This is a genomic window from Cellulomonas fimi, from assembly GCF_028583725.1.
Classification (GTDB): Bacteria; Actinomycetota; Actinomycetes; order Actinomycetales; family Cellulomonadaceae; genus Cellulomonas; species Cellulomonas fimi_B.
On sequence record NZ_CP110680.1, the window covers coordinates 4,376,946 to 4,390,185 of the forward strand.

The window sequence follows — 13,240 nt, forward strand, 5'->3', positions numbered from 1 at the left end:
AGCGCGGAGAGCGCCGTGCTCCCCGCCCGACGGGCGACGCGCCTCAGTCGTCGCGGGCGGGGCGGCCGGGGCGGCGGACCGGCGTCGCGTCGCGCGGCAGGCGTCCCGCGTCGGCGAGCGCGCGGCGCAGGATCAGGTCGACCTGGGCGTTGAGGCTGCGCAGGTCGTCGGCGGCCCACCGGGCAAGCGCGTCGTGCGTCGCCGGGTCCAGGCGGAGCAGCACCTGCCGGCGCTCACGCCTCGGGGGCGTGGCGCCGGCGGGCTCGGTGCTGCTCACGGTGCGCTCACGAGTAGAGCGAGCCCGCGTTGACGACGGGCGTCGCACGGCTCTCGCCGCACAGGACGACGAGCAGGTTCGACACCATGGCGGCCCGCCGCTCGTCGTCGAGCGACACGATCCCGTCGCGCTCGAGGCGTCCGAGCGCGTCCTCGACCATGGACACCGCGCCCTCGACGATGCGCTCGCGGGCGGCGATGATCGCGCCGGCCTGCTGACGCTGGAGCATCGCCTGGGCGATCTCCGGCGCGTACGCGAGGTTGGAGATGCGCGCCTCGATGACCTCGACACCGGCGATGACGACGCGCGCGGCGACCTCGGACGCGATCTCGCCGGACACGAGGTCGGTCGCGCCGCGCAGCGACCGCTCGCCCGCGTCGGCGTCGTCGTAGGGGTGCGACATCGCGACGTGCCGCAGCGCAGACTCGGACTGGACCTTGACGAAGCCCTCGTAGTCCTCGACCGCGAAGGTCGCGCGCGCGGTGTCGGTGACCTGCCAGACGACGATGCACGCGATGTTGACGGGGTTGCCGTCGGCATCGTTGACCTTGAGCTCGCTGGTCTCGAAGTTGCGGACGCGGACGGAGACCTTCTTCTTGGTGGTCAGCGGCACGGTCGCGACGAGGCCGGTGCGGCGGATCGTGCCGAGGTAGCGGCCGAACAGCTGGACGACCTTGGTCTGCCCGGGGCTGATGACGGTGACGCCCGACGGGACGAACAGCGCGACGACCATGAGGAGGATGCCGATCGCACCGAGGCCGGGGGCGTCGTCGGCGTCGGCGAGCGCGACCAGGACGATCCCGAGCGCGACGAGCCCGAAGAACGCGAGCAGGACGAGCAGGGCCACGGCGGTCCCCCCGGACGGTGCGGGGCGTTCCACCACCTCGACGCGCGCCCCGGCGTGGCCGACGGGACGGCCGCTGGGGTCGCCGCCGACGGAGTCCTGCGGGGGCGTGGTCGGGTCGGGCATGGTGCTCAGCTCCTCGGGTCCGGCGCGCCGTCGGCACGCGACACCTAATGTGATATCACATTATTGAGGAGCGGGGAACGCCGACCGTGGGCGCGTCAGTCGCCGGACGAGAGCCTGCTGCGCAGGAGCCCGAACGCCTTCCCCATGTTGAGCGTCCAGCCGACGCCGAACACCTTCGGACCGATCAGGTGCTCCGCGTCGGGGTCCCACACGCGCTCCTTGAACCGCTCGACCGTCGGCATCCGGAACTCGTACGGCACGAACCCGATGACCTTGCCGTTCCACTCGCGCTCGTCGGCCGGGGTGCGGAGCTCCTTGACGACCGCCGTCACCGCGAGGGCGATCGAGATCAGCCGGAGGATGCCTTGCAGGTCGGGCCGCCGCCGGGCGGCTTCGTCGTGGGACACGCTGCGCCTCCTGAGTCGTGGTGAGGCCATGATCCACCCGGCGGCGGATCCCTGGGAGGGCCTGGCGGGCGGCAGGTCCACCGGAAGGGGGTCCTGCCGGAGCGCGCGCTCGGCCACGATGGCCACCGTGCACCAGGACGACGACCTCACGACCTCCGACGCGACCGTGCTGCGCGTGCCCGACGGCGACGTCGCGGTCACGTGGGCGCTGCTCACCGTGGGCGGTGCCGCCGCCGGCGTGGCGGTCGGCCTCCTCCGCGACTGGGCGCTGTCCCTCGCGTGGGTCCCGTTCCGCGCCCTCCTGGTGACGCTCGACGCGATCGCCGACGCCTGGGGCGTGTGGGGCCTCGTCGCACTCGCCGCCGCAGGGGCCGGGATCGGCGCGCTCGTGGCGGCGGACTGGCAGGCCAAGCAGCCGCGGATCCAGGTGTCGCGGCCCGAGGTGGTCGTCGCGCACCAGAAGAAGGTGCGCCGCTACCGGCGCGACGACGTCCGCGAGGCGCTGCACGAGGACGGCGCCCTCGTGCTGCTCGCCGCGAACGGCACCGACCTCGCGCGCGTGCCTACCGAGGTTGCCGCGGACGACCTCGCGGCCGCGTTCCGCTCGCACGGGTACGTGTGGACGGAGACCAGCCCGACGGCCGGCACATGACCGGAGCCGGTCACGGTCGGAGCGCGACGTCGCCGCCCGCGCCGACGTCGAGCACCCGCACCCGGTCGACCAGCATCGTCGCCGGCAGCACGAGCCCGGACGCGTCGTTGCCCGGCCAGCGACCGCCCACCGCGAGGTTGAGCAGCAGGTGGAACCCGCGCCTGAACGGCCACGGCCCGGGCACGTCGTCGGGGGTCACCCGGTGGTACTCGACGCCGTCCAGGTCCCAGACGATCGCGTCGTCCGCCCACGTCACGGCATAGGTGCGGAAGCCGTCGGCCAGCGGGACACCGGCGTCGTACGACCCGCCCGCTCCCCCGCCGATCCCCGCGTAGCCGGGGCCGTGGACCGTGCCGTGCACCGTGCGCGGCTCGGCACCGACATGCTCCATGACGTCGATCTCGCCGCACGCCGGCCAGCCCACGTCCTCGAGGTCGTCGCCGAGCATCCAGAACGCCGACCACGTGCCCGCACCGCGGGGCTGCCGGATCCGCGCCTCGACACGACCGCGCCGCACGGTCAGCCGCCCCAGCGTCGTGAGCCGCGCCGACGTGACGTCACCGTCGGGCTCACGGTGCGCCGTGATCGCGAGCCGTCCGTCGCCGGTCAGGTGCGCGTTGCGCGTCGACGCGGTGTACCGCTGGAGCTGCTCGTCGCCCCACCCGCCCGCACCCGTCTCGTGCCGCCACACCCGCGGGTCGGGCGGCGACCCGGCCGGCCCGCGGAACTCGTCGGCCCACACGACCGTGGCCTGTCCCGACTGCGTCATCACTCCTCCGCGTGCCCACGACGCCGCTGCCGATCGTGCGGGCCGGCCCCTCCGAGCGCAACCGCACGAACCGAGGCCGGAGCGCCTCGTCGGTCACAGGGCCGACACCGGCGACGATGGCGTCGTGGACGACCTCCGCCTGATCGGCTACTGGCGCAACGACGACCATCCCGAGTACCCGGACCCCCACGACCTCGTCGACGAGGCCTGGGACCCCACCGAACGACATCGGGTCTGGGCGTATCTCAGCAGCGGCACGATGCGGTCCGCGTACATGGGCCACTCGCCGTGCCGCATGTGCGACGCCCAGAACGGAGCTCTCGAGTTCACCGACGGCGTCTACGTCTGGCCCGAGGGTCTCGGCCACTACGTCTACGACCACGCGGTCCGGCTACCGACGGAGGTCGTCGGCCACGCCGTCGCCCGTCTCGACGACCTCGAGTCGCGGAGGGTCTCCCGGCAGTGGTGGCTGCAGCAGTTCGGCGAGGACGGTCCGACGACGTAGCGAGACAGGACGCCGAACGACGGCGGTCGTCGACCGGCTGGCGAGTCCAACGCCGCACCGCCGGGACACAGACTCGCGGCCTCGTCCGACGCCCGGAACGGGCGCGGCACCCGAAGGCGCCGCGCCCGTCCGCGGGATCTCAGCGGGTCAGGACGCCGAGCAGGTGATGCTCGGCCACGTCCAGTTGCCACCGTGCTGGACGGTGAAGCCGAACGAGGTCGTCTGGCCGGCCGACAGCGCACCGCTGCCGCTGGGACGCATCGTCATGACGTTGCCCGACGAGTCCCACGTCGGGGAGCCGTTCCAGGTCGCGATGATCTTCTGCGGCGAGCGCACGGTCACCGTGGACTGCCAGCTGCTGATGTTGGTGTTGGCGCGGATCGTCACCGTGCCGTTGAAGCGGTCGTTCCACTTCTGGCCCTCGGAGTACGTCGCCGTGCAGCTCGGCGTGCTGCCGCCCGGGTTCGTCGGCGTGGGCGTCGGGTTCGGGTTGGTCGGCGTAGGCGTCGGGTTCGGGTTGGTCGTGCCGCCCGAGTTCAGCTGGTTGAGGACGCTCGTGTAGGCGGCCTTCTTGTTGCCCGAGCCGTCGAAGAGCAGCGGCGTGCCGGACGCGCGCCACGAGTCGGAGTCGCGGACGCCCCACACGGTGATGCCGGTGCAGCGGGAGACCGCCATGCACGCCTGCACGACGCCCTGGTACTGCTGCGCCTGCGACGAGCCCGAGCCCTCGATGTCGAGCTCGGTGATCTGCACGTCGACGCCGAGGTCGGCGAAGTTCTGCAGGGTCGTGTGGTAGTTCGACGGCACCGGGTTGCCCGAGTTGAAGTGCGCCTGGAAGCCGACGCAGTCGATCGGGACACCGCGCGACTTGAAGTCGCGGACCATGTTGTAGACGCCCTGCGTCTTGGCGTGCGACCAGTTGTCGGTGTTGTAGTCGTTGTAGCAGAGCTTCGCGCCGGGGTCGGCGGCGCGGGCGGCACGGAAGGCGGCCTCGATCCAGTCGTTGCCCGTGCGCTGCAGGTTGGAGTCGCGGCGGGCGCCCGAGGAGCCGTCGGCGTACGCCTCGTTCACGACGTCCCAGGCGTAGATCTTGCCCTTGTAGTAGGACGCGACCTGGGTGACGTGGTTGAGCATCGCGTTGCGCAGGTCGGTCCCGGACAGGTTCTGCATCCAGCCGGGCTGCTGCGAGTGCCAGGCGAGCGCGTGCCCGCGGACCTGCTTGCCGTTCTGGCGGGCCCAGTTCACGATCCGGTCGCCGTTGGAGTAGTTGAACTGGCCACGGTTGGGCTCCGTGGCGTCCATCTTCATCTCGTTCTCGGCCGTGATCATGTTGAACTCACGGTTCGCGATGTTCGTGTACGTGCCGTCGCTCAGCTTGTTCGCGGCGATGGCGGTGCCGAAGTACCGATTGGTCTCGGCGGCGGCGGCCTGCAGCGTGCTGCCGGCGGCGGCGGCCGGGACGGCGATCGTCACGGCCAGCGCAGCGGCGGCCAGACAGCCGGCGGCGGCGGCGAGACGGCCTCGCCGGTGCGTCGGGCGTGGGGTCGTCATCGAACCCTCCTTGGTGGTGGTCGGTGGCTCCAGCGGGAGCCGGCACGTCACCTTCGCCAGGGCGTTCGCGCCGGTCAACGGCCTTGACCGGTACGGAAACTTTCGAAACTGCGAACGAAGCGTTTCAGCACACCATCGGGTGACTTCACCGGTGTAGATCCGCTCTTGGCGGCGAGATTGCGCCGCGCGGGCGCGATGTCGTGGGATCGATCCCATTGCAACTGCCCGCAACTATCGACGCACGCAGCCGGACTTTCGGACGAGAGCGCCCGTCGTCCACGGCGCCGTCAGCCCTTGACGGCGCCCGTCAGCCCTCCGACGATGCGCCGCTCGAACAGGCTGAAGAAGACGAGCGCGGGCAGCATCGCGAGCGACGTGAACGCGAGCACCTTGGCGGTGTCGACCGAGTACTCCGACGCGAACGCCTGCACGCCGAGGGGCAGCGTGAACGTCCCCGCGTCGTTGAGGATGAACAGCGGCAGCAGGTAGCTGTTCCAGCTGTTGATGAACGCGAGGATCCCGACCGTGATGACGCCAGGCAGCGACAGCGGCAGGACCATCCGGAAGAAGAACCCGAGGCGGCTGCACCCGTCGATCGCGGCGGCCTCCTGGAGCTCCGCCGGGATCGCCCGCAGGAACGGCACGAGGATGATGACGGTCGTCGGGAGCGCGAACGCGATCTGCGGCAGGATCACGCCGCCGAGGTTGTTCATCAGCCCGAGCGTCCTGACCATGATGTACAGCGGCGTGATCGCGACCGTCATCGGGAACATCAGGCCCGCCGCGAAGAACGCGTACATCGCGCCGCGGCCGCGGAACGGGTAGCGCGCGATCGCGAAGCTCGCCATGAGCCCGAGCGCGACGACACCGGCCGTCGTCGCCCCGGCCGCGATCGCGGAGTTCAGCACCTGCTGCCAGAACACGCCGCCCGTCAGGACGCCGACGTAGTTGTCGAGCAGCCACGGGTCCGGCAGGCCGGACGGGTCCGACGTGATCTGCGCGTTGGTCCGGAAGCCGCCGACGACGATGTACGCGACGGGCGCGAGCATCGCGACCACGAGCAGCGTCGCGAAGCCGTACACGGGCGGGCTCCCCCACGGCAGCCGCTCCCGACGGCCCCGCGTGCGGACGGGGACGACCGTGACGGGCGCGGCGGTGAGGGTCGGGGCGGCCATCAGCGCACACCTCCGGTCAGGGCGCCCTCGGTGTCCCGGCGCAGGACGAACCGCTGGTACACGAGGGCGACGACGAGCGAGATGAGGAACAGCACGACCGCGACCGCGTTGCCGAAGCCGTAGCTCCCGGCGTTGCGGCCGAACGACACCATGTACGTCGCCATGGTCGAGGTGCCGGCGGTGGAGGCGATGTACTGCCCCCAGATGATGTAGACGAGGTCGAACAGCTGCAGCGCGCCGATGATCGACAGGAACGCCCAGATGCGCAGCGTCGGCGCGAGGAGCGGCAGGGTGATGCGCCGCTGCACCTGCCAGTACGACGCGCCGTCGATCGACGCGGCCTCGTGCAGCTCCTCGGGGATCCCCTGCAGGCCGGCGAGGAAGAGGATCACCGCGAAGCCGATGTACTTCCACGTGATGATCCCCATGAGGGTCCAGATGGCGATGTCCGGGTCGGACAGCCACTCGTTCGTCAGCGCGCCCAGGCCGATCCGGTCCAGCAGGTCGTTGAGGGCGCCCGTGCTCTGCAGCATGAGGCTCCACCCCGTGCCGACGACGACCTCGGAGATGACGTACGGAACGAAGATCAGCACGCGGATGATCGACTGACCGCGCATCCGGCGGTTCAGCAGCAGCGCGATGAGGATCGCCGCCGGTCCCTGCAGGACCAGCGAGAACACCACGATGAACGCGTTGTGCCGCAGCGCGTCGTGGAACAGCGGGTCGGTGAGGATCGTCTGGTAGTTCCGCAGCCCGACGAAGTCGGTCGGCGGTCCGTACCCCTCCCACCGGAAGAACCCGTAGTAGCCCGCCATGAGGACGGGCACGATCACGAACGCGGAGAACACCACCAGCGCGGGCACGGTGAGGACCGCGACCTCGGCCCGCTCGCGCCACGTGCTGCCCCGGGGCCGCCGGCGCGGCGGGGACGACACCGCGGTGGTGCCGTCCCCGTCCGCGTCGAGGCCCACGGGCGAGCCCTTCGCGGGGCGCGAGCTCTCGTGCGTGGACGTCATGTGCGCGACGTGCTCTCTACGCCTTGGCGGCTGCGGCGTTCACGGACTCGACGAGACCCGCGGCGTCGCTCTTGCCGGCCAGCATGTCGACGACCGCGACGTTGAGCGCGTTGCCGACGTTCTGCCCGTAGACGGTGTCGAGCCACTGCGACACGTACGGCGCCGCGTTGTAGGCCTCGAGCACGCTCTGCAGGTAGGGCTCGGTGATGACCTTCTGCGACTCGGTGTTCACCGGGGGCGCGTTGAACGCCTTGTAGTAGGCCTCCTGCACCTCGGTGCGCGCGATGTAGTTGAGGAAGTCGGCGCACGCCTGCTCCGGCGCCTGCGCCGAGCACGAGTACCCGTCGACACCGCCGAGGATCGAGCCCGGCTCGCCCTCGCCGCCCGGGACCTCCGGGAACGCGAACCAGTCGAGGTCGGGGAGCGGCTGCTCGTCGGGCGTGAGCGACGCGATGACGCCGGGGTTCCACGCGCCCATGAGCTCCATCGCCGCCTGGTGGTTGGCGAGCAGTCCCGCCGACGAGCCCGCGCCCTGCTGGGCGGACGTCGTCAGGAAGCCCTCGTTGAACGGCTCCGTCGCCGCGAACGCCTCGAGGTTCTCGGCCGCCGTCGTCCAGCACGGGTCGTCGAACGTCATGGACTTCGCGGTCGCCTCGAGCGTGTCCGCGCTGCACGCGCGCAGGGCGAAGAAGTAGTACCAGTGCGCGGCGGGCCACGCGTCCTTCGCGCCGAGCGCGATCGGGGCGACGCCCGTGCCCTTGAGCGCCGTCACGGCCGCGTCGAGGTCCTCGATCGTCGTCGGCGTCTCGGTGATGCCGGCCGCCGAGAAGAGGTCCTTGCTGTACCAGATGCCGCCGGGGAGCACGGCGATCGGCATCGCGTACGTCTTGCCCTCGATCTGGTTGGCCTTGAAGGAGCCCTCGGGGATGAGGCCCTTCGTCTCGTCGGTGACCAGGTCGGTGATGTCGAGCAGCTGGCCCGCGCGGACCATCGCCGCCATCTTGCCGCCGCCGCGCTGGAGGAAGACGTCCGGGGCGTCGCCCGAGTTCAGCGCGGTCTGGAGCTTGCCGTCGAGGTCCTCGTTCTGGATCGACTGCACCTTGATGGTGACATCCGGGTTCTCCTCCATGAACGCCGCGACCGTGTCGTCCCAGAACTGCTTGCCGGCGCCGGTCGACGCGTTGTGCCAGAACGTCATCGAGACGTCGCCGCCACCGTCTCCGCCGTCTCCGCCGTCGCCGCCGTCGTTGCTGCACGCCGCGAGCCCTGCCGCGCACACCAGTGCGGTCGAAGCCGCGAGCACCGCCCTCATCTTCATCCGAGCTGCCCTTCTCTCGTCGTCGAGTGATGCAGCCGCGCCGCTCAGGGCGACGCCCTGCGGACCGCGCGGCGACCCTGGCGCAACGGCTTCTTCACCGGTGAAGAAGCCGTGCCTCCACCGCGGGGGACGCGAGTCCGAGGCCCACCGTCGCAACGGTGCCCGGTATGTGTCAATCGTTCTCGACAACGTTTTAGCAACGGTCTGCACGGTATGGCCCGGCGGTTCACGCGCGCCGGGAAGAGGGGCTCCTCGACGGTCGGGACGTGGGAACGCTTCCGGCGGTCAGCGACGAGCGGGGGTGCTGCCTCGCTCCACGATCCGCATGTCCGCGACGTGCAGGACGGGCTCCGTCGGGGCTCCCGGCGCCGACGTCAACCGGTCGTGCAGCAGCCCGACCGCGACCTCCGCGATGACGCGCCGGCCCGGGTCCACCGTCGTCAGCGCCGGCATCGAGTACTGCGCGTCCTCGATGTCGTCGAAGCCCACGACGGCCACGTCGTCCGGGATCGAGCGACCCCGCACCTGCAACGCGTACATCGCCCCCAGGGCCAGCGCGTCGTTGAACGCCACGACCCCGTCGACCTCGACTCCCGAGTCGAGCACCTGCTCCATCGCGCGCGCCCCGTTGCCCCGGTGCCAGCCGTCGTCCGCCCAGCCGAGCAGCCGCGGGTCGACCGTGATCCCCCGCGCCGCGAGCGCCTCCCGGTACCCGGTGAACCGCAGGTTCGACGATCCCGCCGTCGGCGAGTGCAGCATGCCGATCACCGCGATGCTCCGACGACCCGCGTCGAGCAGCAGGTCCGTCGCGGCGCGCGCACCCTCGACGTTCTGCATCGTCACGTGGTCGACCTTCGTCGAGAACATCTGCTCGCCCAGCAGCACCAGCGGGTAGCCCAGGTCGTCCAGGAGGTGCGCGTCCGCCTGCTCGAGCGCCGCCGGGCTGAACAGCAGGCCGTCGACGAGCTTGCGCCGCGGCTCCCGCAGCGCGGCCAGCTCGCCCTCGCGCGTGAAGCCCGTCGGCTGGATCAGCACGTGCAGGCCACGGCGCCGGGCCGCCTCGAGGATCTCGTCCGCGAGCTCGCCGAAGTACGGCTGACCCAGCTCCGGGACGGCCAGGCCCACGACGCCCGTGCGGCCCGAGCGGAAGATCCGCGCCGTCACGTTGATCTCGTAGCCGAGCTCGTCGACCGCCGCCATCACGCGCTCGCGCGTCGACTCGCGGATGTACGGGTAGCCGCTCAGGACGTTGGAGACGGTCTTCGCGGAGACGCCGGCGCGACGTGCGACCTCGGCCATCGTCGCCACGCCAACCCCCTTCGCGTCCGCGCCTCGGGCCCGCGCGCGGCTCATGGTCGACGTGCAGCGGCGCAGGCAGCCGCAATCTACCGGACCACCGCGCGTCGACCCGGTGCCGCCGGCCTCGGGGTCGGTCAGCCGCGATCGCCGAGGTAGGCGACCGCGTCGACCATGACGAGGCACGCGGGGTCGAAGAAGTCGGTCGTCGCGGTCATCCGCGCCGGCGGCTGATCGCCGAAGAACTCGGCAAACACGTCCCACGCAGCCCGGGTCTCGTCCGTGATCTCGCGCAGCCACAGGGTCACCTGGACGACGTCCTCGAACCCGGCGCCCGCGCTCGCGAGCGTGTCGCCGAGGCTGCGCAGGGTCGCGCGCGTCTGGGCCGCGTACTCACGACGGTCGAAGCCGCCCGCGTGGTGCGCGAGGAACAGGAAGCCGCCGGCGCGGACCGCGCTCGCGCAGGTGGGGTCGCCGACGTGGGAGGGGAACCGGGTGATCACGGGCGCGACCGTACGCCCCGCCACCGACAGCGTCCGTGCAGGTCACCGGCACACTCGCCGGAGCGCTGCGACGGGCCGGCCGGCGCGACCCGGGGCGACGGGCCGGCGGGCACGGCCGGTACGACGGGTCGGCCGGTGGCGGGGGCGGTGCGGCGTGGTCAACCGGCGGGCGCGGACGGTACGGGCGTCGGGGGCGCGGCCGAGCCCGGCGCGAGCGTCGGGAGCGTGACGTCGCGGCACCCCGTCGCCACCGGGTCGCCGCCCGCGAGCGCCGTCACGCGCGCGGCAGCCTCCGCCAGCCGCTCCTCGGGCAGGCGCCCGCTGGCGACGGCGTCGACGAGGGCGTCCCGCATCCGCACCGCCTGGCCGCCGTCGGTCGCGAGCACCGCGTCCGCGCCCGCCCCGACCGCCATGACCGCCGCCTCGGGGAAGTCCCAGCGCACGTTGACCGCCCCCATCCCGACGGAGTCCGTGATCGCGACGCCGTCGAACCCCATGTCGCGCAGCAGCGCGTACGCGCGCGGGCTCAGCGACGCCGGCAGGTCCGGGTCGAGCGCCGCGTACTGCAGGTGGTTCATCATCACGACCGGTGCACCCGCGTCGATCGCGCGCTGGAAGGGCAGCAGGTCGGTGGCGCTCAGCTCGTCGACGGTCGCCTCGACCAGCGACGACTCGGTGTGCGAGTCGACGGTCGAGCGGCCGTGCCCCGGGAAGTGCTTGACGGTCGGCGTGACGCCCGCGTCGGCCAGCCCGGTCGCGAACGCGAGCCCGTAGTCCGCCGCCGTCGCCGGGTCGGCGCTGAACGACCGGTCACCGATGACGCCCCCCGCGGGTCCGTCGTCGAGGTCGAGCACGGGTGCGAGGTCGACGTCGACGCCGACCTGGGCCAGCGCCACACCCGTCGCCGCCGCACGGGCCCGGACCTCGTCGGGTGTCTCGCGTGCCGCCATGCGCCGGGCCGACGGGCCGGGGCCCACGACGTCCCGCATGAGCGCGACGCGGCCCGACTCCTCGTCGGTCGCGACCACGAGCGGACGGACCGCCTGCGCGCGCAGGCCCTCGGTCAGGCGCGCGACCTGGCGCGCCGACACCACGTTGCTCTCGGAGAGGAAGACGCCGCCGACCCCGAGGGCCGTGACCTCGGTCGCGAGCGGGTCGTCGGCACGCGTCACGCCGGGCAGGCCCACGACGAGCACCGCGGCGGCCTGCTGCTCGACGGGTGCGGGCGTGCAGGTCGGCGTGGGTGCGGGCTCACGGCGCGGTCCGGGCGCCGACGGACCGGTGTCGCTCGCGTCCGCCGCACCCAGCGCCGTCGCGTCCGCGGCGGGGTCGTCGTCGGCGGTCGCCGCGACCGTGCCCGCACCGACGGACAGCAGCGCGGCGAGCACGAGCACCGCGCTGCGGGCGCGCCCCGGCCACCGACCCGGACGGCCGTGCCGGGGTGCACTCCCTGCGAGGGGCGTCCCCGCGGCGGCACCGTCGGCCCGACCGGTGTGCGCGGGTCGACCCGCGCGCTCGGTCGCGTCGGACGCGTCTGGCTCTGCCACGCGCGCAGGTTAGGTCGGGCGCCGCGGATCGGCACCCGGACGGCGTTCCGGTGCGGGTCGTCACCGCGTGCAGGGGCCCTCGCCGGCAGAGCCCTCGCGGGCAGGACTCTCGCGGGCATGGCTCTCGCGGGCAGTGGCTCTCGCGGGCAGGGCTCTCGCCGGCAGCGCTGCCCGCCGGTGCGCGCCGCTAGCCCGTGAGGCCGAGCGGCCCGCCGACGGCGCGCGCGACCGGCCACGCCGCGGACGCCGTCGTCCCCGCCACCGTGACCGTCGCCTCCGGCGGCCCACCCGGGACGGCGGCGCGGTGCGCGGACCAGAACGACACGCCCGCGTCCTCCCCCTCGAGCTGCACCACCCCGGGTGCCCCCGGCGGCAGCCACAGCCCGAGCCCGTAGGCGTACGCGCCGTCGGCGGTCGTGGCGTGCGGCGTCGTGGCCTGCGCGACGATGTCCGGCGGCAGGATGCGGCCGCCGAGCAGCGCGTCCCAGAACCGCTCCATGTCGGCGGCCGTCGTGTACGCGCCGCCGTCGCCGCCCGCGACCACGGGCAGGTGCAGCACGTGCGACCGCCACGCGTCGCCCACCCGCACGTAGCCGATCGCCGCGTCGGCGGGCAGCTCGTCGGACCGCAGGAAGTCGGTGCGCGTCATGCCGGCGGGCCGCAGCACCCGCTGCCGGACCAGGTCGTGGAACGGCACGCCCGACGCCCGCTGTGCGAGCAGGGACAGCAGCACGAACGACGCGTTGCGGTACTCAAGCGGTCCCCCCGGTGCGTGCTCGGGGACGACGCGCGCGAGCACGGGCAGGTAGTCCTCGGGCGACACGAGCGTGTGCACGGGCACGTCGAGCAGGTACGCGTCCTCGTCGGCGTCGTCGTCGATGACGTCGGAGAGTCCGGACGTGTGCGTGAGCAGGTGCTCCAGGGTGACGTCGTCGGGGATCGCGGGGAGGTCGTCGCCCAGCAGCTCGCGCGCGGTCGTCGTCAGGGCGACCGTGCCGTCCGCGACGAGCGACAGGACCGCGAGCGCCGTGAACCCCTTGCTGCCCGACGCCATGGCGAGCCGGTCGTCGGTCGTGAGCGGCCGGCCCCAGCGCCGGTCGACGACGCCCCACGCGCGCTCGACCAGCACCTCGCCGCCGACGCGGACCCGGACGACGCCCGCTGCCTCCCGTGGGCCGTCCCGCTCGACGGCCTCGTCGACGAGCGTCGCCACCTCCGCCGCGGACACCGACCTCACGTCACCCATCCCGGCAG

14 protein-coding genes are annotated in these 13,240 nt (G+C 72.8%); 2 read left to right on the forward strand and 12 right to left on the reverse strand.

Annotation, left to right across the window (positions count from 1 at the left end):
- Positions 1 to 43: 43 nt before the first annotated feature.
- From OOT42_RS19785 to OOT42_RS19795, 3 genes are all read right to left on the reverse strand, one after another.
- Positions 44 to 277 (reverse strand): hypothetical protein, encoded by a 234-nt coding sequence (locus OOT42_RS19785; protein ID WP_273652860.1) that lies wholly within the window; start codon positions 275 to 277, stop codon positions 44 to 46.
- Between the two features lie 7 nt (positions 278 to 284).
- Positions 285 to 1,247, reverse strand: coding sequence for an SPFH domain-containing protein (locus OOT42_RS19790; RefSeq protein WP_273652861.1), 963 nt, complete (start codon positions 1,245 to 1,247; stop codon positions 285 to 287).
- A gap of 95 nt (positions 1,248 to 1,342) precedes the next feature.
- Positions 1,343 to 1,654: a DUF5808 domain-containing protein gene (locus OOT42_RS19795; protein WP_273652862.1), complete on the reverse strand. Its 312-nt coding sequence runs from the start codon at positions 1,652 to 1,654 to the stop codon at positions 1,343 to 1,345.
- Between the two features lie 127 nt (positions 1,655 to 1,781).
- On the opposite strand from OOT42_RS19795, the gene OOT42_RS19800 reads away from it, so the two are divergent.
- On the forward strand, positions 1,782 to 2,306 hold the full coding sequence (locus OOT42_RS19800) for a YqeB family protein (RefSeq protein ID WP_273652863.1): 525 nt from the start codon (positions 1,782 to 1,784) through the stop codon (positions 2,304 to 2,306).
- Positions 2,307 to 2,316: 10 nt separating this feature from the next.
- On the opposite strand, the gene OOT42_RS19805 is transcribed toward OOT42_RS19800, so the two are convergent.
- Positions 2,317 to 3,075: a glycoside hydrolase family 16 protein gene (locus OOT42_RS19805; protein WP_273652864.1), complete on the reverse strand. Its 759-nt coding sequence runs from the start codon at positions 3,073 to 3,075 to the stop codon at positions 2,317 to 2,319.
- Between the two features lie 124 nt (positions 3,076 to 3,199).
- Here OOT42_RS19805 and OOT42_RS19810 point away from each other — a divergent pair, with 124 nt between their 5' ends.
- Entirely contained in the window at positions 3,200 to 3,580 is a 381-nt protein-coding gene (locus OOT42_RS19810; RefSeq protein WP_273652865.1) for a hypothetical protein, read from the forward strand.
- A gap of 147 nt (positions 3,581 to 3,727) precedes the next feature.
- On the opposite strand, the gene OOT42_RS19815 is transcribed toward OOT42_RS19810, so the two are convergent.
- From OOT42_RS19815 to OOT42_RS19850, 8 genes are all read right to left on the reverse strand, one after another.
- Complete coding sequence (locus OOT42_RS19815) at positions 3,728 to 5,131, reverse strand: endo-1,4-beta-xylanase (RefSeq protein WP_273652866.1); 1,404 nt, start codon at positions 5,129 to 5,131, stop codon at positions 3,728 to 3,730.
- 287 nt (positions 5,132 to 5,418) lie between these two features.
- Positions 5,419 to 6,306 (reverse strand): carbohydrate ABC transporter permease, encoded by an 888-nt coding sequence (locus tag OOT42_RS19820; RefSeq protein WP_273652867.1) that lies wholly within the window; start codon positions 6,304 to 6,306, stop codon positions 5,419 to 5,421.
- Positions 6,306 to 7,322, reverse strand: a complete 1,017-nt coding sequence (locus tag OOT42_RS19825; RefSeq protein WP_273652868.1) for a carbohydrate ABC transporter permease — start codon at positions 7,320 to 7,322, stop codon at positions 6,306 to 6,308. The genes OOT42_RS19820 and OOT42_RS19825 overlap by 1 nt, the downstream gene beginning before the upstream one ends.
- A gap of 16 nt (positions 7,323 to 7,338) precedes the next feature.
- On the reverse strand, positions 7,339 to 8,640 hold the full coding sequence (locus OOT42_RS19830; protein WP_273652869.1) for an ABC transporter substrate-binding protein: 1,302 nt from the start codon (positions 8,638 to 8,640) through the stop codon (positions 7,339 to 7,341).
- Positions 8,641 to 8,925: 285 nt separating this feature from the next.
- Positions 8,926 to 9,939 (reverse strand): LacI family DNA-binding transcriptional regulator, encoded by a 1,014-nt coding sequence (locus OOT42_RS19835; RefSeq protein WP_273654888.1) that lies wholly within the window; start codon positions 9,937 to 9,939, stop codon positions 8,926 to 8,928.
- A gap of 134 nt (positions 9,940 to 10,073) precedes the next feature.
- Positions 10,074 to 10,439: a RidA family protein gene (locus OOT42_RS19840; protein ID WP_273652870.1), complete on the reverse strand. Its 366-nt coding sequence runs from the start codon at positions 10,437 to 10,439 to the stop codon at positions 10,074 to 10,076.
- Between the two features lie 158 nt (positions 10,440 to 10,597).
- Positions 10,598 to 11,986 (reverse strand): glycoside hydrolase family 3 N-terminal domain-containing protein, encoded by a 1,389-nt coding sequence (locus OOT42_RS19845; RefSeq protein WP_273652871.1) that lies wholly within the window; start codon positions 11,984 to 11,986, stop codon positions 10,598 to 10,600.
- Between the two features lie 187 nt (positions 11,987 to 12,173).
- Positions 12,174 to 13,232, reverse strand: coding sequence for a serine hydrolase domain-containing protein (locus OOT42_RS19850; protein WP_273652872.1), 1,059 nt, complete (start codon positions 13,230 to 13,232; stop codon positions 12,174 to 12,176).
- Positions 13,233 to 13,240 lie beyond the last annotated feature (8 nt).